19 protein-coding genes are annotated in these 22,052 nt (G+C 69.0%); 9 read left to right on the top strand and 10 right to left on the bottom strand.

The genetic code is table 11. The features are described from left to right. Positions 1–38: 38 nt before the first annotated feature. A complete protein-coding gene (locus tag OHT77_RS40200) occupies positions 39–371 on the bottom strand; it encodes a hypothetical protein (RefSeq protein WP_266774742.1) in 333 nt (110 codons plus the stop codon). Between the two features lie 162 nt (positions 372–533). Then, complete coding sequence (locus OHT77_RS40195; protein ID WP_328833287.1) at positions 534–1,190, bottom strand: fasciclin domain-containing protein; 657 nt, start codon at positions 1,188–1,190, stop codon at positions 534–536. Between the two features lie 354 nt (positions 1,191–1,544). Between OHT77_RS40195 and OHT77_RS40190 the strand changes: the two genes are divergently transcribed. Next, complete coding sequence (locus OHT77_RS40190; protein WP_328833286.1) at positions 1,545–1,946, top strand: ATP-binding protein; 402 nt, start codon at positions 1,545–1,547, stop codon at positions 1,944–1,946. A gap of 52 nt (positions 1,947–1,998) precedes the next feature. Here OHT77_RS40190 and OHT77_RS40185 read toward each other — a convergent pair whose 3' ends face one another. The 4 genes from OHT77_RS40185 to OHT77_RS40170 all read right to left on the bottom strand — a co-directional run bounded on the left by OHT77_RS40185 (position 1,999) and on the right by OHT77_RS40170 (position 5,727). After that, positions 1,999–2,751, bottom strand: coding sequence for an anti-sigma factor (locus tag OHT77_RS40185; protein ID WP_328833285.1), 753 nt, complete (start codon positions 2,749–2,751; stop codon positions 1,999–2,001). Next, a complete protein-coding gene (locus OHT77_RS40180; RefSeq protein ID WP_266774737.1) occupies positions 2,748–3,332 on the bottom strand; it encodes a sigma-70 family RNA polymerase sigma factor in 585 nt (194 codons plus the stop codon). The genes OHT77_RS40185 and OHT77_RS40180 overlap by 4 nt, the downstream gene beginning before the upstream one ends. A gap of 422 nt (positions 3,333–3,754) precedes the next feature. Then, a complete protein-coding gene (locus OHT77_RS40175; protein ID WP_328833284.1) occupies positions 3,755–4,363 on the bottom strand; it encodes an alpha/beta hydrolase in 609 nt (202 codons plus the stop codon). 452 nt (positions 4,364–4,815) lie between these two features. After that, a complete protein-coding gene (locus tag OHT77_RS40170) occupies positions 4,816–5,727 on the bottom strand; it encodes a LysR family transcriptional regulator (RefSeq protein ID WP_328833283.1) in 912 nt (303 codons plus the stop codon). 221 nt (positions 5,728–5,948) lie between these two features. Here OHT77_RS40170 and OHT77_RS40165 point away from each other — a divergent pair, with 221 nt between their 5' ends. From OHT77_RS40165 to OHT77_RS40155, 3 genes are all read left to right on the top strand, one after another. Next, positions 5,949–6,308 (top strand): NAD(P)-binding domain-containing protein, encoded by a 360-nt coding sequence (locus OHT77_RS40165; protein ID WP_443048176.1) that lies wholly within the window; start codon positions 5,949–5,951, stop codon positions 6,306–6,308. Positions 6,309–6,428: 120 nt separating this feature from the next. After that, complete coding sequence (locus OHT77_RS40160) at positions 6,429–7,367, top strand: SDR family oxidoreductase (protein WP_328833282.1); 939 nt, start codon at positions 6,429–6,431, stop codon at positions 7,365–7,367. A gap of 69 nt (positions 7,368–7,436) precedes the next feature. After that, positions 7,437–8,105, top strand: coding sequence for an NADPH-dependent F420 reductase (locus tag OHT77_RS40155; RefSeq protein WP_328833281.1), 669 nt, complete (start codon positions 7,437–7,439; stop codon positions 8,103–8,105). Between the two features lie 205 nt (positions 8,106–8,310). Here the strand turns inward: OHT77_RS40155 and OHT77_RS40150 are convergent, their stop codons facing one another. Then, complete coding sequence (locus tag OHT77_RS40150) at positions 8,311–10,074, bottom strand: glycoside hydrolase family 6 protein (protein WP_328833280.1); 1,764 nt, start codon at positions 10,072–10,074, stop codon at positions 8,311–8,313. Between the two features lie 788 nt (positions 10,075–10,862). Between OHT77_RS40150 and OHT77_RS40145 the strand changes: the two genes are divergently transcribed. The 3 genes from OHT77_RS40145 to OHT77_RS40135 all read left to right on the top strand — a co-directional run bounded on the left by OHT77_RS40145 (position 10,863) and on the right by OHT77_RS40135 (position 16,408). Next, positions 10,863–13,781 (top strand): glycoside hydrolase family 48 protein, encoded by a 2,919-nt coding sequence (locus OHT77_RS40145; RefSeq protein WP_328833279.1) that lies wholly within the window; start codon positions 10,863–10,865, stop codon positions 13,779–13,781. Positions 13,782–14,021: 240 nt separating this feature from the next. Continuing rightward, positions 14,022–15,044, top strand: coding sequence for a LacI family DNA-binding transcriptional regulator (locus OHT77_RS40140; protein WP_328833278.1), 1,023 nt, complete (start codon positions 14,022–14,024; stop codon positions 15,042–15,044). A gap of 230 nt (positions 15,045–15,274) precedes the next feature. Further along, positions 15,275–16,408 carry a GH12 family glycosyl hydrolase domain-containing protein gene (locus OHT77_RS40135; protein WP_328833277.1) on the top strand — a complete coding sequence of 378 codons (1,134 nt, stop codon included), beginning with the start codon at positions 15,275–15,277 and terminating at the stop codon, positions 16,406–16,408. Between the two features lie 247 nt (positions 16,409–16,655). Here OHT77_RS40135 and OHT77_RS40130 read toward each other — a convergent pair whose 3' ends face one another. From OHT77_RS40130 to OHT77_RS40120, 3 genes are all read right to left on the bottom strand, one after another. Next, complete coding sequence (locus OHT77_RS40130; RefSeq protein ID WP_328833276.1) at positions 16,656–17,126, bottom strand: SHOCT domain-containing protein; 471 nt, start codon at positions 17,124–17,126, stop codon at positions 16,656–16,658. A 141-nt stretch (positions 17,127–17,267) separates the two neighbouring features. Then, on the bottom strand, positions 17,268–17,930 hold the full coding sequence (locus OHT77_RS40125; RefSeq protein ID WP_328833275.1) for an HdeD family acid-resistance protein: 663 nt from the start codon (positions 17,928–17,930) through the stop codon (positions 17,268–17,270). A gap of 310 nt (positions 17,931–18,240) precedes the next feature. Then, complete coding sequence (locus tag OHT77_RS40120) at positions 18,241–18,450, bottom strand: hypothetical protein (protein WP_328833274.1); 210 nt, start codon at positions 18,448–18,450, stop codon at positions 18,241–18,243. 257 nt (positions 18,451–18,707) lie between these two features. Here OHT77_RS40120 and OHT77_RS40115 point away from each other — a divergent pair, with 257 nt between their 5' ends. Together OHT77_RS40115 and OHT77_RS40110 are read left to right on the top strand one after the other, a co-directional pair. Further along, positions 18,708–20,555 (top strand): glycoside hydrolase family 15 protein, encoded by a 1,848-nt coding sequence (locus tag OHT77_RS40115; RefSeq protein WP_328833273.1) that lies wholly within the window; start codon positions 18,708–18,710, stop codon positions 20,553–20,555. Positions 20,556–20,594: 39 nt separating this feature from the next. Further along, positions 20,595–22,043 carry an MFS transporter gene (locus tag OHT77_RS40110; RefSeq protein WP_328833272.1) on the top strand — a complete coding sequence of 483 codons (1,449 nt, stop codon included), beginning with the start codon at positions 20,595–20,597 and terminating at the stop codon, positions 22,041–22,043. The last annotated feature ends 9 nt before the right edge of the window (positions 22,044–22,052 follow it).

Raw genomic sequence — 22,052 nt, 5'->3', positions numbered from 1 at the left:
TCCCGCACCAATCCGCTCCCCATTCGGCTACGCGGGGTTCAGAGGGTGAGCGCGGACCATGCCTGCCAAGCGCTGTGGAGGTCGGTGTGCCAGTGCAGGCGTACGTCGTCGGCCGTCAGGGAGCGTAGGGGGTCCGGGGCCAGGAGATGGATGGTGTGGGGGTCGTCCGGCCACGGCGGGTCCGGCAGGAACTCGGCGCCGGGAAAACGGAGTTGGCGTAGATCGAGCCCGACCACCGTGGTGCCGCGGCACCGGACGGTCAGCTCGGTGCGCAGGGTGCGGCTGGTGAACGGGGTCAGGGTGCCTGCCGCGGCGCACCAGAGGCGGGTGTCCGAGACGGCGAGGACTCGGACGCGGAAGAGTGCCGACATGTGCTGAGCTCCGTCATCTCTCGTCATGTCCCGTAGGGAGTAAGGGAGTTGGGCAACACGGTGAGGGGCGGGGCATGCGCCCCGCCCCTCACCGTCTCCCCGTCACAGGAGTCGGGTGGCCGGGCACCGCGATGTCGGGTGCCCGGCTCTGCTGATGGTCCGTCAGCTGGTGGGCATCAGGACGGTGTCGATGATGTAGACGGTGGCGTTGGAGGTCTTGACGTTGCCGCAGACGACCTTCGCGGAGTCGTTGACCATGTAGTTCTCGCCCGAGCCGGAGGTGGTGAGCTTGGACTTCTCCAGGGTGGTGAAGGAGCCCTTCTCCATCTGCTTGGGCGTGAGCGGCTGACCCACGACGTGGTAGGTGAGGATCTTCGTCAGCTGGGCCTTGTCGTTGAGGACCTTGTCCAGGGTGGCCTTCGGGATCTTCGCGAAGGCGTCGTTGGTCGGCGCGAACACGGTGATGTTCTGGGCGTTGTTGAGGGTGTCGACCAGACCGGCCTTCTTCACCGCGGCGACCAGCGTCGACAGTGCCGGGTTGTTGGAGGCGGCGGTGGCGACGGGGTCCTTGGCCATGCCGTCGAAGGAGCCGGCACCGCTCTTCGGGACGCCGGAACAGGCCGTACCGAAGGGCTGGTCGGCCATCGTGGCACCGGCGTTGTTCATGCTGTCGCTCGAAGAGGACGAGGGCGCCTTGGTGGAGGCGTCGGACTTCGCGGAGTCGCTGCCGCCGCTGCCGCAGGCGCTGAGGGCCAGCGGCAGGACGGCGGACGCGGCGAGGACGACGGCGGTACGGCGGATACGAATACGGGTGCTCATAGTTTTTCTCCTGTTGCTCGTGCGGCGCGTGCCGCCTGTAGACGGGGAAGTGAAGAGCGTTCGAGGTCTGCCGACCGATCGGAGGACAACGCCGAACGCCGGTGAGAATTCCGGGTGGTTCGCGTTTTCCTTCTCGTTGTCGGTCACGTGGGGAATCCGGTTCCAAAAGCCCGGCGGATTGGCCGTTTGCCGGATCGGATGAATCTTTTTTCCGGACCAATCCGCAGCCTGACCGGCTACGGATACATGGGTCGCGGGCATACGTGGCCGCCGCCAGGAATTCCCGTTTCCGCACCCGTCCGCTCCGGTGTCCGTGACGGATTACCTGTGCGCAATGAAAGGAGCTGATCTGCCATGGAACGCTCCTACGTGAGCTTCGCGCCCACCCCGGAGAACGGACTGTGTCCCGTGCGCGGTGCCGTACGCGACCAGTTGGCACGGTGGGGGCGCGGTGAACTCATCGACGACGCCCTGCTCGTCGTCAGCGAACTGCTCGGCAACGCCTTCGGGCACGGCACGACACCGGTCCGTCTGTCGCTCGCTCTGCACGACCGGGCCGGCCATCAGGCGCTGATGATCCAGGTCAGCGACACGAGCCCGGGTTTCGACACGAAGGCGATCCGAGCCGCGTGGACGCGTCCGTCCGCCGCCCTGAGCGGCGGGGGACGGGGACTCCTGCTGGTCGAGGCGCTGTCCCGCGCGTGGGGCGACCGGCACTACCGCCGGGGCCACACGGTCTGGGCCGACCTGCCGTGACGCGTCGCCTGACGGCGGACGCGGCCCCGCCGCATCGCGGGGCCGCGTCCGCTCAGGCGGGGAAGCGGGTCAGGGCGAGCGGCGCGGTCGTGGGCTGCTTCGAGCCGCCCGCGGGTTCGACGGTGATCCCCATGCCCGAGGCTCCGCCCACGGCCCCCCGCAGCAGCACGGTCTGGTCGGCGCGGTCGGGGTTCATCAGGCCGGCCGACCGCATGGTGCCGGCGTCGTCGAACCAGAGTTGGTAGACCTTCCCGGCCGGTGCCTGGGTCATCCCGGCCACCACGAACACCGCCTGGTCCCGGCCGTGCGAGACGACCACGGTGCCGGTGGCATCGCCGGGCAGCGTCACCACTCGGGCTCGCGCGTCAGGCGCGGCCAGCACGGCACTGATCTGCTCCGTTCCCTGTTCGGCCCGGTGCGCCTGGGCGAGCGCGCTCTCGGCCCGCTGGTGCTGCCATACGGCGGTCCCGCCGAGCGCGGCAGCGGCGGCCAGGCAGGCGGCCAGCGCCCACCGCGACAGCAGGCGGGCCCGCAGCACCGCGCGGCCGGAACGCGGCGCGGGACCCTCGACCGGTGTCTCCTGACGGACCGTGGTGATACGGCGCAGCACCTGCCCGCGCGTCTCCCGGTCCGGTTCCACGGACACGGCGAGGCCCAACCGGGCCGCGGTGGCGGACAGTTCGGCGGTCTCCTGGGCGCATGCCTCGCAGCCGGCGAGGTGCCGCTCGAACACTTCACGCTCCTCGTCGGACAGGGCGTGCAGGGCGTAGGCACCGGTGAGCAGGTGCAGGTCGTCGGTGATCACGCGGTCACTCCCAGGCAGTCGCGGAGTCGGATGAGGCCGTCCCTCAGCCGTGTTTTGACGGTGCCGAGCGGCAGCGCGAGCGCCTCGGCCACCTCGCGGTAGGTCAGTCCCCGGTAGTAGGCGAGGGTGACGGCCTGGCGCTGGATCTCGGTCAGCGTGCGCAGACAGCGCCGCACCTGTTCGCGCTCCAGCCGCGCCTCGACCTGCTCGGTGACCTCGTCGAACTCGGGGGTACGGGCGAGCAGCGCGGCCTTGTGGTCCCGGGCCGCCGCCGCGTCCGCGGAGCGCACCCGGTCGATCGCGCGGCGGTGGGCCAGGGTGAGGATCCAGTTGATGGCCGTCCCCCGGTCGGCGCGGTAGCGGGGTGCCGTGCGCCACACCTCCACCAGCACTTCCTGGGCGACCTCCTCCGACTGCGCGTGATCGCGCAGGACGGCACGGGCGACCCCCAGCACCGGACCCGCCACGGCGTCGTAGACAGCGGCGAAGGCCTTTTCGTCGCCCAGGGCGACCCGGCCCACCAGTTCCTGAAGATCTGGCTGCACCGATGGATTTCGACCGATACTGACGACTTCTTTCACAAGGATCCTTCGTGAGCGGGACATCTCCGGACGTAATCCGATCCTGAACCCCACGGAGGATTGGTCCCGGAGCAACACGGGCTTCTTCGGGTGGACCGTTTCGGGGGCAGGGCCGAAAGGGAGCACCTTGGTCGTTCCTGTGCGGGGGCGGGGGTTGTCGGCTCTGGTTCGTGCCGGAGCGCGCAGCGAGCCTGTCACCGGCTCGCCTGAGGACGTGCCCCTCTCTGCTCGCGCAGCGCTGCACGGCAGCCCACGTAGCCGTACCGACTCGGCCCCACCGCAACAGCCACCCGCGTACGGATAACCGGCTCAGGCCGTACGGCCGCGACGACGTCCGAGCGCCGCTTCCAGCAGCGGCGGGTCGCGCACTACGACTGGCCTCCGTAGCGGGCACGATCCGACGAGGTGACAAGGCGGCGGCTCTAGACGAAGACCGGCCCCGAACTGGACCAGACTCCCTGCGGTCCCCGCGCTGGAGGCCGCGAGACCTGGCGTACTGCGGACGCGACCGTGCGATGCCACACGCCGGCCCGCCGCATCATCCACGGACCACCACCCCGGACGACGACCACCCCGACCCGGGCGCCTGCCGCGCGGGCCCGCTCCGCGTAGTCCCAGATGTGGACGCCGGAGGACCGGCCGTCGTGTCCCTGCACCAACAGGACACTCCGGCCTATGAGTTGGGCGACCGGCTCTCCGGCGGGCAGCCACGGGGCCAACGCCACCACGCCCCGAACCTGGGGGTGAGCGGCGACCCGCAGGGCGGCTCGACCACCCATCGCATGCCCTACGACGACCACCGGGACATCGCCGACCAGCCGACCCAGTTCGCTCAGCGCCCGGAGTGCGTCCTGCTCGGCGTCACCGTCGTTCCACCCCTTGCACCGGTAGCGGACCTGGCCCAGCAGCGTCTCGTCCAACGACACGGCCGACGCCGAGGACCGCAGCACGGGCCGCATCCGCAGTGCCGCCAACTGCCAAGGGCGCGCGGGGTGATGTCCGGCGAGCGGACCGCCATGCAAGGTGATCACGGCCGCACGTGTGCGCGGCGGCAAGTGACGCACCCACAGCGCAGACTCCGGCGCCGAATCCCACCACACAGGCATGGGCGCCTCTCCCCCACTGACGGACGCGGATCTCGCGCCTTGGGGAATCCGTTGCCGCCGCCTTGCCTGCTTGCCCGGATCTCGGACTCGATCGGGTGAACTGCCGGGGCCCGCGCGGCCTCCAGAGGGCATCGAGTCCCGGAGAGGTGATGGCCCCGGGGAGGGCGCTCGGCTAGCCCTCACTCCCCCGACGCGTTCGACGGGCGGTGAGGGACTGCAAGGGCTCGGCCCCTCTACGCGTACGCCTTGAGCCCCTCCGGCGTCGGCTCACCTGCGCCCTGCCTCAAAAGACGCCGACACGCACCCAGCCTCAACTGCACCGCTCCGACAGGCCACTTCACTCTTCAGCGCATGACGAACGGGGTCGGTCGAAGTGCTCAAGCGTGCCTGGTGGCGGCATCGCCGCCGAGCTGCCACATCTCGTAGTTCCCGCATTCCGCCGTGATCTCGGCCGCCGACTGGGCCGCAGCGACGAAGTCCTCCACTACCGGTGAGATGTGCGATGCCGCCACCGCGAGGCACACCTGGTCGGGAGTCAGGTCCGGGATGGGCACGTAGACGACGTCCGGATGCGAGTAGAAGACGGACGCCGAACGCGCCAGGAAGGAGATACCCCGGCCGGCCGCGACATGCTCGAGCGTCTCGTCCACCCCGCGCACCGGGTACCCGGCGTTGGGGAGCGGGCGCTTGGTGGGCTGCGTGCTCGGTTCGCCGTGCCAGACCAGCGGTTCGTCGGCCAGGTCAGCCTCGGTGACCTGCTCCTTGCCGGCCAACCGGTGCCCGGCGGACAGCACCGCCACCCGGGGCTCGGCATACAGCGGGGTGACGCGCAGGCCGGTCTCGTCGATGGGCAGCCGCACATAGCCGACGTCGATACGGCCGTCGAGCAGCATGGCGGCCTGGTCGTCCCCTTCGATCCGCTGCACGTCCACGACCACGTCCGGGTGCCGCTTCTCGAACGCACGGGCTGCCGGGGTGACGGCGACGCCGGCCCGGAAACCGACCATCAGCCGCCGCTTGCCACCGGCGGCGGCGGACACCCGGCGGCGGATCGCGTGGGTCGAGGCGAGCAACGGACCGGCGTCGGCCAGCAGTTGCCGGCCCGCGGCTGTCAGCTCCACGCCGTGGCGATCCCTGGTGAAGAGCGAGGCACCGAGATCCTGCTCGAGCGCACGGATCTGCCGGCTGAGCACGGGCTGTGCGATGTGAAGCTCGTCGGCGGCGCGGCCGAAGTGCAACTGGTCGGCCACCGCGACGAAGTAACGCAGTTTGCGCAGGTCCAGATCCATGGCACCCCTCAGCTGGTGATGCTTTCAGGGTATCACCACGCTTGAAAGAGGTCTTGGACGATTCCTCAGGCCAATGGCAGCCTGAATAGGTACCTGATGGAACGAGCGAATTCGGCACCGGAATTCGACGGCGACGGGCCCAGATCCGGACCCAGGCCCGGAATGATCGCATCAGGAATTGGACGCCCGCCCCCTGTCCGGCTCCAGAAAGCAGGAACTCCATGAGCAGCAGCATCAGCATGGTCGGCCTCGGGAACGCGGCCCGCGCCTTCGCCGCCCGGGCGCTGGCCGGCGGCAACGCGGTCGAGATCATCGGCCGCGACTCGGCCAAGGCCAAGGATGCGGCCGCCGAACTCGGTGGCGCCACCGTCGGGACGCCCGGCTCCGCCCCTGCTGGGGACATCGTTGTCGTTGCCGTGCCATACGCCGGCGCCGCGGCGGTGGTGAAGGAGTACGGGGACGCACTGCGCGGCAAGATCATCGTCGACATCACCAACCCCGTGACCCCCGACCAGCTGGGCCTCATGAATCACTCCGTGAAACACGCCAATTTCTCCCTTGGCATCACCCTTCTCAGCTGAGTAAAACCCCTACCACTATTTCTCGTGCCGCATTACACCGGTTCCCTTACGGCGGTCCACACACGCCAGTTCACTCACGGCACGAAAATACCTTGCACCTACCCTCATAAGGACAGTCAGATGCGCGTATTCGTCGCCGGAGGGACCGGCCATTCCGGTTCCTACATCATCCCCGAGCTCATCGCCGCCGGACACGAAGTCACCGGCCTGGCCCGGTCGGACGCTTCCGCGGCGGCCCTGTCCGCGCTCGGCGCGAAGGTGCGTCGCGGCGACATCCAGGATCTCGACGGACTCAAGGAGGCAGCCGCGGACTCCGACGGGGTCATCCACGTCGCTCACAGGCAGGATCTGCTGCCCTCCGGCGGGATGGACGCCGTAGCGGCCGCAGAGCTCCCGATCATGCTCGCGTACGGCGAGGCACTCGCGGGAACCGGAAAGCCGCTGGTCGCAGCGGGGAGTATCGGCTCACCCGGGCAGCACCTGGGCCGGCCGGTCACCGAGGAGGACCCGGCCCTCCCCGCCGGTGAGGAGCACAAGGGCACCCTGCGCGTCCGCAACGTCGTAGAAAGGGCCGTTGTCGACCTCGCCGAGCAGGGGGTGCGGTCTTCGGTCGTGCGAATCGCCAACATCGCGCACGGCACGACCGATCGGGCCGGCTTCCTGCCCACGCTGATCGCGCTCGGGAAGGAGAAGGGGTTCGTCGGCTACCCCGGGGACGGCGCGAACCTCTGGAACGCCGTGCACATCCGCGATGCCGCCATCGTGTTCCGTCTGGCGCTGGAGAAGGGGCCGGCCGGCAGGTACTGGCACGCGGTCGGGGACGGCGGCATCCCGTTCCGCGACATCGCCGAAGCCATCGCCAGTCGCCTGTGCCTGCCCGCCGTGAGCATTCCCGACGATGTCCTGATGACGCCGGGGTATTTCGGCTTCCTCGCGAACATCGCCACGCAGAGCTACCCGGCGTCCAACCTCATCACCCGCCGGACCCTCGGCTGGGAACCCACCGGGCCCGGCCTGCTCGCCGATCTGGACAACGGCCATTACTTCCCCGCCGGGTGACGACACGAACCCGGATCAGAGCCAGCCCGGCAACCGACAAGTTCAGCTCTACAGAAGGACGTTGAGACTATGACGACTGTGGGATTCATCGGAAGCGGAAGCATCGGCAGGGCCATCGCACGACTCGCCGTCGATGCCGGACACCAGGTGGTGCTCAGCAACTCACGCGGTCCCGAGACGCTCGCGGACACGGTCGCGGAACTGGGGCCGCAGGCCTCCGCGGCGACAAGCGAAGAGGCCGCGGCGGCCGGTGACATCGTCGTGGTCACGGTGCCGGTCAGCGCATTCCCCCGTGTGCCCGCCGCTCAACTGGCCGGGAAGACGGTCATCGACACCTGCAACTACGGTGCCGAGCGTGACGGGCACATCCCCGAGCTCGACGACAACTCCCTCACCTCGAGCGAGCTGCTTCAGCGGTATGTCCCGGACGCCCTGCTCGTAAAGGCGTTCAACACCATCTTCTTCAAGCACCTGTTGTCCCTCGCACGCCCGTCAGGCGCGCCCGACCGCTCCTACCTGCCGATCGCCGGAGACTCCGCACCGGCAAAGGCGACGGTGACCGAATTCCTCGACTCCATCGGCTACGGCGTGGTGGACACGGGAAGTCTGGCCGACAGCTGGCGGCAGGCGCCGGGCACTCCGGCGTGGGGAACACCGTACGGGCCGTACTCGAACGAGAAGGGCCAGCCGGCCGACGCGGCCACCATCCGCGCGGCACTGGCGGCCGCGACGCGGTAATCGGTGGCCTGTGTTCGTCGAGTGCCGGGGGAAGGAGGTCGGGGACGCCGTACTCCACCTCCGCGCGCGTGCACGCGGCCAGGATCTGCAGGGCAGCTCACGCTCATGACCGAGCGGCCGTCGGTAAGGCCGCGGGTTTCGCCGGGATCCGTTCCTCGGCAGGGTCGAGGAACGGATCCCGGCGGTCAGGCGCCGCGTGAGGACATCACGACAGCGGCGGGTACGCGTTCTGGATCAACTGCTGGAACTGGGCGGAGAACCAGTGTCCGGCCAGCGGTGAGTTCGGCAGCGCGCCTGTGGGGTTGTTGCCGTTGCGCGCGTTCCCGCCGTACGTCGGGTCGCACATCCGGTCGAAGCCCTTGCCCTCGTCGTTGGGTACGGCGGCACTGTTGCCGTCGGACTCCCCGGGCGGCTTGACCCACACGTAGGCGTCGATCCCGGCGGCCGGAGCCGCGGTCGGCCGTTCCCCGATGCCCGCACCGCTCTGGTTGCACCAGTTGCCGGCGTGGATGCGGCGGTCGACGCGGCTGCTGTCGACGTAGCCGTCCACGGTGGTCGGTGCCCCGGGACCGGTGGGACGTGCGGAGCCGCCCCAGCCGTTGCGTGAGGTGTCGATCAGCATGCCGATACCGGAGTCGAATCCGGACGCGACGAGCTTGCTGCGCAGCGCCTGCGCGAAGGACTGCTCGTCCACGTACTGGTTCCAGTCCACCCACTTCGACTGCCGTACGGTCTGTCCGTTCACCGTGTCGGTGACCTTGAGATACGGCTCCTTGGTGGGACTGTAGTTCGCGGTGTTGACGATGAACCCGGCCACGTCATTCACGCTCGCGCCGTTCGACGTCGCGACCTTGTGGAACTCCTGCACCGCGGGATCGAGGTTGCTGTCCCAGCCGAGCCAGCCGTGGTGGGCGGCGTCGATGTAGTTGTAGACGTTGGGGATGGCACCCAGCTTGTCCAGGGCGTAGCCGACGCCCTTCTCGTAGTTGCCGTTGGACTTCATGGTCACGCAGGCGTCCGTGGTGGTGGGGGTGCCGCCGGCGTTGGTGACCAGGTTGGGCAGTGAGTCGGGCTCGATGACGGTGGCGACCCGCAGGCCCGCGTACTTGGGGTCGGACAGGATCGACGCGATGGGGTCGATGTACTGGGACTTGTACTTGTCGAGGTCGTCGGGTCCCAGTTCGCCGTTGGAGGCGAGGGCGGCGCAGTCGCGGCCGGGCAGGTCGTAGATGACGAGCTGGACGACGAGGTCGCCGGTGCCCTTCTGCTTCAGGGCCTCGTCGAGATGGGCGCGCAGACCCATGCCGCCGTTGACGCCGTTGATGGCCGCGATGCGGTCGAGCCAGACAGCGGTGGGCTGATCGGCGATGCGGCTGCCGCCCGGTTCGGCGGCCGCCTTGGCGGACCACTCGGGGTTCACGTACACCTTGGCGCCGGTGTAGGGGTTGTCGGCACGGCTGCCGGTGTCACCACCTCCACCGCCTCCTCCGGTGCCACCGCCCGTACCGCCGCCGGTGCCACCGCCGCTGCCGCCCCCGGTGCCGCCGCCGTTGTCGACATTGCAGGCGACGCCGTCGAGCGTGAACGTGCCGGGCACGCTGTTGGTGCCGCTGTACGAGCCGTTGAACCCGAAGCTGACCGAACCTCCGCTCGCAAGAGGGCCGTTGTAGCTCTCATTGGCGGCGGTGACGTCGGCACCGCTCTGGCTGAGCTTCGTGTTCCAGGCGTTCGTGACCTTCTGGTTGCCGGCATACGACCACTTCACCGACCAACTCGTCTTGGCGGCGGCGTTGTTGGTGATGGTCACGGCGGCGGTGAAGCCGGTGTCCCACTGACTCTGCACCTTGTAGTCGACGGTGCAGGGGATGGACGAAGTGGCGGCGCCGGCCTGGCCGACAAAGAACGCCGACCCCGTCGTCCCGGCGACCAGCGCCAGGGCGACGAGCAGCGATGTTCTGGTGCGACTCATGTGCGGGTGCTTCCTTCTCTCGTAGGGGAAGTACGGATGAGGACCGCGCGAACGGGCGCGCGACCCCTGCCTGAGGTGCGCGGTGTTGCTGTGATCGGTGAGCTGGTACTTCCGGCGTCGGCTCGAGGGCAGCGCCGTCCTGCCGGCGCTTCGAGGCCTCCGCCGTACGGGAGCGCCCGGTCAGGCGCGGAGACGCCCGGTGGTGCACGAAGGCGCCGGCCGCCGACGGGGATTCCCCGCGGTTCGAGCGACGACTTCGCGCGCTGCGTCTCGTGTCGGGCCACCGGGGAACCGGCGGCGTTGACGCAGCTCGGGGCATGGTTCCCCGCCTCGATCACCGGCAGGGTGCGGAGAACGCGCGGCGCTCGCGAAGCGCGGCCGGACGGTCGTGAATCGGTCGACCGCGCTGTGGCGGGACGCCCATGTCCGGCGTACGTAGCCGTGATGGCCCGAGCCGAGCACACCCGGCGGCGCAGTGCGCGGGAGAGCGTCGCTGACTAAAAGTACTGAATGCGGGGGGTGTCGCATGAGCGAGTCCTTACAGCTTGGCGCGCCGCTACGGACGCGTCACTGATGGAACCGCTCCCACTGGTGGGGAGGAAGTTAGCGTCAACTGACGAGGTTTCATAGGGTCCTTGCGAAACTTTTCGGCTCATCCGCTCGGTTCGAACTTTGAACCTCTCAGCGTCTTGACCGCGGCCGCCTTCGTCTCCACGATGGGAGCGCTCCCACTGGATTCAGGCCTTGGCATCTCTCCGTGAGTCGCGTGACGCAAGGAGGAACAGCACATGGATCCCGGACGCAAACGAAGAGCCGTACGGCGGTTATGGACCGCCGTCGCCGCCGCGTTCGCCCTGCCCCTGTCCATGCTCGCCACCGGCACGACCACCGCGAACGCGGCGACCGTGCAGTGCAGCGTCGACTACAGGACCAACGACTGGGGTTCCGGCTTCACCGCCGATCTCACCCTCACCAACCGCGGCACCACCGCGATCGACGGTTGGACCCTGGCCTACGACTACACGGGCAACCAGCAGCTCGCGAACGGGTGGAACGGCACCTGGTCGCAGGCCGGTCGGACCATCACCGTCAAGAACGCCTCGTACAACGGCACCATCGCTCCGGGCTCCACCGTCTCCGCGGGAGCGCAGTTCAGCTACAGCGGAACCAACACCGCTCCGACGAACTTCACGGTCAACGGCACCAGTTGCGTCGGCGCGCACCAGCCGCCGATCACCGTGCTGACCAGCCCGGCCGCCGGCGCCGTCTACTCGCGCGGGGACGCCGTGCCGCTCGCGGCGACGGCGGCGGCCGCGGACGCCGCGACGATCGCCAAGGTCGAGTTCTACGACGACACCACCCTTCTGGGCACCGACACCAGCGCGCCCTACACCTACTCCGCCTCCGTCCTGGCCGTGGGAAGCCACTCGCTGACGGCGAAGGCGTACGACAGCCTGGGCGCGACCGGTGAGTCCACCCCGGTCGGCATCACGATCGCCGCGGGTCCTGCCGTCGTGGCCTCGACCTCCCAACTCGCCGTCCAGCAGGGCAAGACGGCGACCTACGACGTGAAGCTCTCGACCCAGCCGTCGGCCGACGTCACGGTGACGACCGCCCGGACCGGCGGCAACGCGGGACTGTCAGTGACCGGTGGGAACTCGCTCGTCTTCACGCCCTCGAACTGGAACACCGCGCAGAAAGTGACCGTCACCGCGGACTCCTCCGGGACGGGGGCGGCGACCTTCGAGTCGACCGCGGCCGGGTACGGCACCGCGTCGGTGACAGTCACGCAGATCGCCATGTCCAAGACATACGACGCGCGCTTCCTGGATCTGTACGGCAGGATCACCAACCCGGCGAACGGCTACTTCTCGCCCCAGGGCATCCCCTACCACTCCGTGGAGACCCTGATCGTCGAGGCGCCGGACCAGGGGCACGAGACCACGTCGGAGGCCTACAGCTATCTGCTGTGGCTGCAGGCGATGTACGGCAAGGTGACGGGCGACTGGTCGAAGTTCAACGGCGCCTGGGCCCTCATGGAGAAGTACATGATCCCCACCCACGCCGACCAGCCGACCAACTCCTTCTACAACGCCTCGAAGCCGGCGACGTACGCGCCCGAGCTGGACACCCCGAACGAGTATCCGGCGAAGCTCGACCCCTCGGTGCCGGTGGGATCGGATCCCATCGCCGGTGAACTGAAGACCGCATACGGTACGGACGACGTCTACGGCATGCACTGGCTGGAGGACGTCGACAACACCTACGGCTACGGCGACACGCCGGGCGGCGGATGCGAGGCGGGGCCGACGGCGAGCGGGCCGTCGTACATCAACACCTTCCAGCGCGGAGCACAGGAGTCGGTGTGGGAGACGGTGCCGCAGCCGACCTGCGACGCCTTCAAGTACGGCGGAAAGAACGGGTACTTGGACCTGTTCACCGGTGACTCCTCGTACGCCAAGCAGTGGAAGTACACCGACGCGCCCGACGCCGACGCGCGGGCCGTGCAGGCCGCCTACTGGGCGGACCTGTGGGCGAAGCAGCAGGGCAACGGATCGGCCGTATCGGGCACCGTCGCCAAGGCGGCCAAAATGGGCGATTACCTGCGCTATGCCATGTACGACAAGTACTTCAAGAAAATCGGCAATTGCGTCGGACCCTCGACCTGCCCGGCCGGGGCCGGCAAGGACGCCTCGGACTATCTGCTGTCCTGGTACTACGCCTGGGGAGGCTCCGCCGACACCAGCGGAGGCTGGGCCTGGCGGATCGGATCCAGCTACGCCCACAGCGGCTACCAGAACCCGCTCGCCGCGTACGCGCTCAGCGCCGACGCCGATCTGAAGCCCAAGTCGGCGACGGGTGCGGCGGATTGGAGCACCTCGCTGTCGCGGCAGCTGGAGTTCTACCGCTGGCTGCAGTCGAGCGAGGGCGCCATCGCCGGTGGTGCGACGAACAGTTGGCAGGGTCGGTACGCGACTCCGCCGTCCGGGACGTCGACGTTCTACGGCATGTACTACGACCCGCAGCCCGTCTACCACGACCCGCCGTCCAACCAGTGGTTCGGCTTCCAGGCATGGTCGATGGAACGGGTCGCCGAGTACTACCAGCAGACAGGGAACGCGAGCGCGAAAGCGGTCCTCGACAAGTGGGTCGCGTGGGCACTGTCCAAGACCACGGTCAATCCAGACGGGACGTACCTGATTCCCTCGACGCTGCAGTGGTCGGGACAACCGGACACGTGGAACGCGTCAACTCCCGGCGCCAATACCGGACTTCACGTCACCGTAGCCGACTACACCAATGACGTGGGCGTGGCCGCCGCGTACGCCAAGACCCTGACGTACTACGGCGCCAAGTCCGGCAACACGGCCGCCAAGACCACCGCGAAGGCGCTGCTCGACGGCATGTGGGGCAACTACCAGGACAGCCTCGGCATCGCCGTTCCGGAGACCCGCACCGACTACAGCAGGTTCAACGATCCGGTCTACGTGCCGAGTGGCTGGACCGGCAAGATGCCGAACGGCGAATCGATCAACTCGGCTTCCACGTTCGCCTCGTTGCGGTCCTTCTACAGGAACGATCCGGCGTGGTCGAAGGTCGAGGCGTACCTGAAGGGCGGCGCCGCGCCCGTCTTCACCTATCACCGGTTCTGGGCCCAGGCGGACATCGCCCTGGCCATGGGCTCGTACGCGGAGTTGCTTGAGTAACCCCCCGCCGGCGCTCCGCGTACGGACCCCGTCACCAGACGACGGGGTCACCCGGCCGGGCGGTTCCCACCCCCTAGGGGCCGCCCGGCCATTCCAGGACCAATTCGGGGACATCCACAAGAACGGGAGCGCTCCCAATCCATCCAGGCGGGCCATACCGCCTGCAACTATGCCCCTGGTGAATTCGTGTGCTCACCCCCTCCGGCCGGTAAGATCGGTGATCTCTTGGGGGAGGTGGTCATGGGCAGGCGACGCCCGGGGACACCGACGCTGGAGGAGGTGGCCGCTCATGCGCGGGTGGGACGGGGCACGGTCTCCCGCGTCATCAACAACGCGGCGGGCGTGAAGGATTCGACGCGCCGGGCCGTACAGCAGGCCATCCAGGAACTGGGTTATGTGCCCAATCTGGCCGCTCGTTCCCTGGCGGGACGACGGGCCGATGCCGTCGCCCTGGTCATGACGGAACCGGACTGGCGGCAGTTCGCGGAGCCCTTCTTCTCCGAGATCGTCACCTCGCTCGGCAACGCGCTGACGGACACCGGAATACAACTGCTGCTGACCCTGGTCCGCTCGGACACCGAACGGCAGCGCTTCCTCGAGTACGCACGGGGCGGCCGGGTCGACGGCGTCCTGCTGATGTCCGTGCACGCCGGCGACCCTCTACCCGACATGCTCGCCGAGGCGCGGATGCCGACCGTGCTGCTGGGGCGCCGTTCCGGGGAGGAGTACGTCAGCTACGTCGACGCGGACAACATCGGCGGCGCCCGCAGCGCCGTCTCCCACCTGGTCAAACGGGGCCGCAGAGTCATCGCCACCATCACCGGGCCGCTGGACCTGCACGCCGCGCAGTGCCGGCTGCGCGGTTATGAGGAAGCCCTCAAACTCGCGGGCCTGAAGGGCCTGCCGACCCTTGTCGCCGAAAGCGACTTCACGACGGACAGCGGACGCCGTGCCATGGCCGGCCTCCTCGAACGACATCCGGAGATCGACGGTGTCGTCGCCGCGTCGGACACCACGGCCGCGGGGGCTCTGGAGGCCCTGCGCGCGGCCGGACGCCGGGTACCCGAGGACGTCGCCGTGATCGGCTTCGACGACTTTCCGCTGGCCCAGCAGACCGAACCACGGCTGACGACGGTACGTCAGCCGATCGAGGAGATCGGGCGCGCCATGATCCGGCTGCTCCTGGAGGAGATGGAAGAGGGTGCCGTGGCCTGGCGGCACGTCATCCTCCGTACGGAGCTGGTGATCCGCGACTCGACCTGAGGTCCGTCGCCACACATCCGCCCGGGGTACGCGCCGCCGGCCGCTCGCACGGTGACTCGTCCCCGCGCCTGAGCTGCGACTCCGAAATCGGTTCAACGGGTTCTCGCTCACAGTCTTGTCATGAACCTGGACCATCCCTACAGTCCTGCCGAGTCAAGTTTTGGGAGCGCTCCCATTCACTTAGTCACGGGAGCACTTCCCCACCCCCCATCCCTCGGAAGAGGATCCGCATGCGTCCTTCAACGCACCATGCCCGCAGCGCGCGTGGCCTGCTCGGCGCGCTGCTCACCTCGCTCGTATCGCTCGCCGCGCTTCTGACCACAGCGTCGGTGGCCCAGGCCGACACCTCGATCTGCCAGCCCTTCGGCACGACGACCATCCAGGGCCGCTACGTGGTCCAGAACAACCGCTGGGGCACCAGCGCCGCCCAATGCGTCACGGCGACGGACTCGGGATTCAGAATCACCCAGGCCGACGGATCCGTCCCCACGAACGGCGCTCCGAAGTCGTACCCGTCCGTCTACAACGGCTGCCACTACACCAACTGCTCCCCCGGCACCAACCTTCCGGCGCAGCTCAGCACCATCTCGACCGCGCCGTCGAGCATCACCTACAGCTACGTGAACGACGCTGTGTACGACGCCGCGTACGACATCTGGCTGGATCCCACGCCACGCACCGACGGCGTCAACAGGACCGAGATCATGATCTGGTTCAACAGGGTCGGATCCATCCAGCCCATCGGATCCCCGGTCGGCAACGCCACCGTGGGCGGGCGCGACTGGCAGGTGTGGTCCGGCAACAACGGCTCGAACGACGTGCTGTCGTTCGTCGCGCCGTCGGCTGTCCCCAGCTGGTCCTTCGACGTCATGGACTTCGCCCGGCAGGCCGTCTCGCGCGGACTCGCGCAGAACAACTGGTATCTGACGAGTGTTCAGGCAGGGTTCGAGCCCTGGCAGAACGGCGCGGGCCTCGCCGTGACCTCGTTCTCCTCCGCGGTGAACACCGGGTCCTCCGGCGGTGATCCGGGCAACCCCGGCGGCTCCACGTCCTGCAAGGTGGCGTACGCGACGAACGCCTGGCCGGGCGGCTTCACCGCAGACGTCACCGTCTCCAACACCGGCTCCTCCCCCGTCAACGGCTGGCAGCTCGCTTTCGCCCTCCCCTCCGGGCAACGGATCACCAACTCCTGGAACGCGAACCTGTCCGCGTCGTCAGGAGCCGTCACGGCGAGCAACGTGAGCCACAACGGCCAGATCGCGGCCGGCGGCCAGGTGACCTTCGGATTCCAGGGCACGGTCGACGGAACCTTCGCCAAGCCCGCCGGCTTCAGCCTCAACGGGAACGCCTGCACGACCGTGTGACACACCTTCAGCCTCCGGGTCCACCCGTCGCCACAGCCACCGGCTGGACCCGGGGGTCACACGGAACACCCCTTCCGGTACAGAGCAATTGGAGCGATGACGAGTCCGGCGGTAGCCACGCCGGCGACGTGGCGACGAGCGCCGACGAGGACCGGCATGACGCTCGCGGAGGCGGTCAGGCCCCGGCCCGCCTCCGCTTCGTCGCGTCATCGCACCGGTACCCCTTCTCGTGTCGTGCCGCGCGTACTCATCGTCCGTAGGCGGAGGAGGAGGCGGTACCCGAGCCGGTGACCGGGCCGTGGTCGGTCAGGACCAGTTCCTTCGCCCTGTTGAACTCCTCGTCCGTGATGTCGCCGCGAGCGCGGATCTCGGACAGGGTGGCCAGCTCTTCGACGCTGCTGCGTTGCCCCTGGTCGCCCGCGGCCTGCCTGACGCGGGCGTCGAAGGCTTCCTGCTGTGCTCGGGCCTGCGCTATCTCCCGGCGGCCCATGTTCTTGCCGCGGGCGATCACGTACACGAAGACGCCCAGGAACGGCAGGAGGATGGTGAACACCAGCCAGCCGGCTTTCGCCCACCCGTTCATCGAGTCGTCACGGAAGATGTCGACGACGATCCGGAAGAGCAGGACGAACCACATGATCCACAGGAAGAACAGGAGCATGCTCCAGAAGACGCTCAGCATGGGGTAGTCGTACGCAAGGTATGTCTGCGTGCTCATGTCTGTCCTCCATCCCGGGCGCTCGCCCGGCCGCCGTTGTGCTCGCTTCAGGGTGCGCACGGGCCGGGGCCCGGTACCTCACCCTTCGCGGGTGATCGTGCGGGCCGCTCGGTCCGCCCGGCCGCGCCGGTTCGCCGGTTGTCAGGTCGTCGTGTCGGGGTGGTACGGGCCGGGGCCGCGCGTTCTGCGGAGCGCGGCCCGCCATGCGAGGGCGACCGCCGCTTCGGCCAGACCGAGCAGGACGAGCCACAGGCCGAGCAGCCGGGTCAGGGCGTGGGCCGATTCGGCCGGCAGGGCCAGCACCACGATCCCGGCGACGATGCCGAGCATCGCGACGCCCAGGACGACGCCGCGGTGCGGCAGGTCCTTGTCGGCGATCGCCGTGTAGAGGGTGAGGATGCCGGACACCAGCCAGACGGCGCCGACGATCAAGGACAGCGCGACGATGGTCTGGAGCGGGTTCCGCAGGCACAGCACCCCGGCCAGGACGTACAGCACGGCCAGCAGGAGCCCCGGAAGTCGTTCGCCACGCTCCTCCCGGCCGAAGCAGGACACGAACCGGAACGCCCCGGTCACTAGCAGGTACAGGCCGATGAGGACAGACAGGACGTGCAGGGTCTCGTCCGGCCAGACCAGCACCAGAACGCCCGGCACCACCGTCGCGACCGCCGAGCCCAGGATCCAGGTCCACGAGCGGCCCAGTTGCGCCAGCACGTCCGCGGCGTCACTCACCGGGCGGGGGTCCGCCCCGTCGGCAGGAGGTTCCGGTCCGGCCGACGGCCCCGGATCACGCGACGTGGTCATGGCTCCTCCTCGCACGATCGGGCGGGTCGTTCCCGGACCACCGACGGGGCGGAGCGTGGGGAACCCCTGGCCGCATCAGCATCCCGCGTGCCACCCGGCCGCCGGGTCACCCGCGGCGGGTGATCGGGCGGCACCGTCGTGGCGATGGGATGGGGGGACGGGATGGGGGCAGGACGGGAGCGCAAGTGGATGTGTTCGCCGAGCCTGCGCCGAACGCCCACGTGCGGCAAACGGAACGTAGAGAAGCGAGTTGAGCAGACCCCAAGGCTGAGCGGACGGACTGATCAGACAGGCGTGACCAGGGGAATTGTCAGTCGGCCTGACCCTCCGGAAGCTGCCGCATCTCCAGGACGCGCAGTCCCAGCGACTGGCAGCGGGCCAGCAGACCGTAGAGGTGCCCTTCGTCCACGACGGGGCCGAACAGGACCGTCTGGCCGGACATCACCACGTGGCCCAACTCCGGGAAGGCTTTGGTCAGCGTTTCCGACATGTGTCCCTCGACGCGAATCTCGTAGCGCATGGGCTGTTCTCCCGCGGGCGGCGTGGGGGCAGGCGGACGGCGCCCTTCCCTGCGATCGTGCACCTCCCTGCCCGGCCGGACCTCACCCGGTACAGGTGACCCGCCGCCTGGTGCACCTGTGATTCCGTGTGGTGTGCGACGGCGCGGACCAGGCCCTCGGATCACGCCCGACGGACGTGCGGGCTCCCGGGCTCCGGTCGCCGTACCGGGACGAGTCGCGGTCCAGACGCTCGTGCCCCGCATCACGAGGAGATGCCATGGACGACTACCCTCCGATCGCCGATCACGGGCTCGTCGGCGACCTGCAGACCGCGGCGCTGATCGCCGCCGACGGCACCGTCGACTGGTGGTGCACACCGAGGTTCGACTCTCCGAGCGTGTTCGCCTCCCTGCTCGACAGCGACCGCGGCGGCCACTGCCGACTGACCGCCGACGTCGAGGAAGAGGTCACCGTACGCCAGCTCTACCTCGCGGACACAGCCATCCTGGTGACCCGCTACATGGCCCCGGACGGCGTCGGCGAGGTCGTCGACTTCATGGAGGCGGACCCCTCGACGACCCCGTCCGCCACGCACCGCCTGGTCCGGGTGGCCCGAGTGGTGCGCGGCAGCCTGCCGTTCGAACTGATCTGCCGGCCGCGCTTCGACTACGGCCGAGCCGAGCACTCCCTGAACCTCCTCGACGACGGTTCCGTCGTATTCCAAGGCCCCGACACAGACCTGCACCTGCAGGCCACGGCCCCGGTCGAACTCCACCCGGACGGCAGCGACGCCACCGCCCGGTTCACCCTGCATGCCGGCGAACAGGTCGCGATCGTCCTCACCAGCGAGAGCGGCGACGCCGCCGCCCGCAGCGGGCGCCCCGGCGGCCCGGCTCCCGACATCGAGGCGATCGCGGCGGCCTTCCACGCCTGTCGCGCGTTCTGGCTGACCTGGCTGCGCTCCTGCCGCTACCGCGGCCGCTGGCACGAGATGGTCATCCGCTCCGCTATCACTCTCAAACTCCTCACCTACGCCCCCACCGGCGCCCCGATCGCCGCTGCCACCATGGGCCTGCCCGAGCAGATCGGCGGCGAACGCAACTGGGACTACCGCTACACCTGGATCCGGGACGCGTCGCTCTCGGTCCGCGCACTGATCGACCTCGGTTTCACCGACGAGGCCAACGCCTTCCGCCGCTGGCTCCGTGAACGCATCGATGCCGGCGCGTCCGCCTCCGGCGAACCGCTCCAGATCATGTACCGCGTCGACGGGGAACCCCACCTGAGCGAGGAGGTTCTCGACCACCTGGAGGGATATCGCCGTTCCGCACCGGTCCGGGCCGGAAACGAGGCCGCCGACCAGATCCAGCTCGACATCTACGGCGAGGCCGCCTACGCCATCGCCCAGGCCGAGGACATCGGCGGCATCCGCGGCTGGAAGGTTTTCGCCGACCTCCTGGACTGGCTTGCCGAGCACTGGGACCGTGCCGACGAGGGCATCTGGGAGACCCGCGGCGGCCGGCAGGACTTCACCTACAGCCGCCTCATGACCTGGGTGGCCTTCGACCGCGGCATCAGGCTCGCCACCACCCACTCCCGCCCCGCCGACCTCGCCCGCTGGTGCGCCGCCCGCGACACCGTCTTCCAGCAGATAACGGACCGCGGCTGGAGCGAGAAGCGCCGCGCCTTCGTCCAGCACTACGACACGGACGTACTCGACGCCTCCCTGCTGCTCATGCCCCGCGTCGGGTTCCTCGCCCCCGACGACCCCGACTGGCTGACCACCCTCGACGCCATGGACGAGGAGCTCGTCAGCGACAGCCTCGTCTACCGCTACGACCCGGCGGCCTCCCCCGACGGACTGAAGGGCTCCGAGGGCACCTTCAACCTGTGCACCTTCCTGTACGTCCAGGCTCTCGCCAAGTCCGGCCGCCTCGACCAGGCCCGCTATGCCTTCGACAAGATGCTCACCTACGCCAACCACGTCGGTCTCTTCGCCGAGGAGATCGGGCCGTCCGGCGAGCAACTCGGCAATTTCCCCCAGGCCTTCACCCACCTGGCACTCATCGACGCCGCGATCGCGCTCGACGAGGAGTTCGACAGGGCGGAAGCCGCGGCGGCCTGACCGCCGGCGGTACGACAGGACGCGAGGCGCGGAGGGATCATGACCGAGCAGAAACCCGCGGCGGCCCCCCACACCCCGTCGCGTGCCGGTTCCGCCCGACGGGTCGTGGCACCGCTCGCCCTCGCGCAGTTCATCTGCAGTTTCGCCGGGTCGAACATGAACGTGATGATCAACGACATCAGCCGCGACCTCGACACGACCGTCCAGGGCGTCCAGGTCGCCATCACGATCTTCCTGCTGGTCATGGCGGCGCTGATGATCCCCGGCGGCAAGTTGACCGACATCCTCGGTCGTAGGCGCTGCTTCCTGATCGGCCTCGTCGTGTACGGGGTGGGTGCCGTACTCAGTGCGGTGTCACCAGGGCTCGGGGTGCTGATCCTCGGCAACTCGATCCTCGAAGGCATCGGCACCGCCCTGTTGATCCCGCCGGTCTACATCCTCATCACGCTGCTCTTCACCGAGCTGACCTCACGCGCACGCGCTTTCGGTATCGTCATGGCGGCCGGCGGCGTCGGCGCGGCGGCGGGTCCGCTCATCGGCGGTCTGATCACCTCGGCGATCAGCTGGCGTGCGGCGTTTGTCTTCCAGGCACTGGTGATCGTGCTGATCGTCGTCCTGTGCCTCTCACTCGAAGACCCGCTGCCGCCCGATCCGCACCGGCACTTCGACGGCCCCGGCGCCGTGCTCTCGGCGGCCGGCCTCGTACTGATCGTCACGGGCATCCTCGCCGCGGACAACAACCTCTGGTTGATGGCCGCGCTGCTGGTGGCCGGGATCCTCGTCCTGGTCTGGTTCCTGCTGTGGGCCCGCAGAGAGGAGAGGGCCGGGCGGGAGCCGCTGCTGTCGACCAGCCTGTTCCGCAACGGCCCATCGAACCTCGGCCTGATCACCCAGAACGCCCAGTGGCTGCTGCTCATGGGCACGTCGTTCACGGTCGCCGCGTTCCTGCAGGTCGTCCGCGGCTACGACGCCGTCCAAACGGGCGTGATCTTCACCGCGGCCACCCTTGGCCTGCTCGCTTCCTCGCTCGCCGCCGAACGTCTCGCGAAACGATGGCAGCAGCGCTCGCTGATCATGACCGGGTTCGCACTGGCCCTCGCCGGCATCGGCGTCCTGATCACCCTCGTCGCCGGCTCCCCCGGACCGTGGGCGTTCGCGCCGGGCCTGCTGCTGATCGGTCTCGGGCTCGGCGTGATGCTGACTCCCTCCGTCAACGTCGTCCAGTCCGCCTTCCCCGAGCAACGCCAGGGCGAGATCTCCGGCCTCTCCCGCAGCGTCTCCAACCTCGGCTCGTCCTTCGGCACCGCCATCGCCGGCACCATCCTCGTGGCCGGCCTGTCGAGAAACGCCTACGCATCCGCGATGGCCGTCCTCGCCGTCGTGGGGCTCGGCGGCCTGATCGCCGCCGCCTTTCTCCCCCGTACCACCGCACCGACCCCGAGCCACCACCCGGAAGATCACCGGCAGTCGCCGGGACCACACCGGTGACCGGGCCAC

Origin of the sequence: Streptomyces sp. NBC_00252, assembly GCF_036187565.1 — a bacterium.
Taxonomy (GTDB): Bacteria; Actinomycetota; Actinomycetes; order Streptomycetales; family Streptomycetaceae; genus Streptomyces.
This window is presented reverse-complemented; position numbering and strand designations above follow the sequence as displayed.

Bases quoted from the DNA above. Each gene is read 5' to 3' on its own strand.
- OHT77_RS40150 (WP_328833280.1), bottom strand. From the start codon at position 10,074: ATGAGTCGCACCAGAACATCGCTGCTCGTCGCCCTGGCGCTGGTCGCC.
- OHT77_RS40200 (WP_266774742.1), bottom strand. From the start codon at position 371: ATGTCGGCACTCTTCCGCGTCCGAGTCCTCGCCGTCTCGGACACCCGC.
- OHT77_RS40165 (WP_443048176.1), top strand. From the start codon at position 5,949: ATGAGCAGCAGCATCAGCATGGTCGGCCTCGGGAACGCGGCCCGCGCC.
- OHT77_RS40130 (WP_328833276.1), bottom strand. From the start codon at position 17,126: ATGAGCACGCAGACATACCTTGCGTACGACTACCCCATGCTGAGCGTC.
- OHT77_RS40195 (WP_328833287.1), bottom strand. From the start codon at position 1,190: ATGAGCACCCGTATTCGTATCCGCCGTACCGCCGTCGTCCTCGCCGCG.
- OHT77_RS40155 (WP_328833281.1), top strand. From the start codon at position 7,437: ATGACGACTGTGGGATTCATCGGAAGCGGAAGCATCGGCAGGGCCATC.
- OHT77_RS40145 (WP_328833279.1), top strand. From the start codon at position 10,863: ATGGATCCCGGACGCAAACGAAGAGCCGTACGGCGGTTATGGACCGCC.
- OHT77_RS40135 (WP_328833277.1), top strand. From the start codon at position 15,275: ATGCGTCCTTCAACGCACCATGCCCGCAGCGCGCGTGGCCTGCTCGGC.
- OHT77_RS40110 (WP_328833272.1), top strand. From the start codon at position 20,595: ATGACCGAGCAGAAACCCGCGGCGGCCCCCCACACCCCGTCGCGTGCC.
- OHT77_RS40115 (WP_328833273.1), top strand. From the start codon at position 18,708: ATGGACGACTACCCTCCGATCGCCGATCACGGGCTCGTCGGCGACCTG.
- OHT77_RS40170 (WP_328833283.1), bottom strand. From the start codon at position 5,727: ATGGATCTGGACCTGCGCAAACTGCGTTACTTCGTCGCGGTGGCCGAC.
- OHT77_RS40190 (WP_328833286.1), top strand. From the start codon at position 1,545: ATGGAACGCTCCTACGTGAGCTTCGCGCCCACCCCGGAGAACGGACTG.
- OHT77_RS40140 (WP_328833278.1), top strand. From the start codon at position 14,022: ATGGGCAGGCGACGCCCGGGGACACCGACGCTGGAGGAGGTGGCCGCT.
- OHT77_RS40160 (WP_328833282.1), top strand. From the start codon at position 6,429: ATGCGCGTATTCGTCGCCGGAGGGACCGGCCATTCCGGTTCCTACATC.
- OHT77_RS40125 (WP_328833275.1), bottom strand. From the start codon at position 17,930: ATGACCACGTCGCGTGATCCGGGGCCGTCGGCCGGACCGGAACCTCCT.
- OHT77_RS40120 (WP_328833274.1), bottom strand. From the start codon at position 18,450: ATGCGCTACGAGATTCGCGTCGAGGGACACATGTCGGAAACGCTGACC.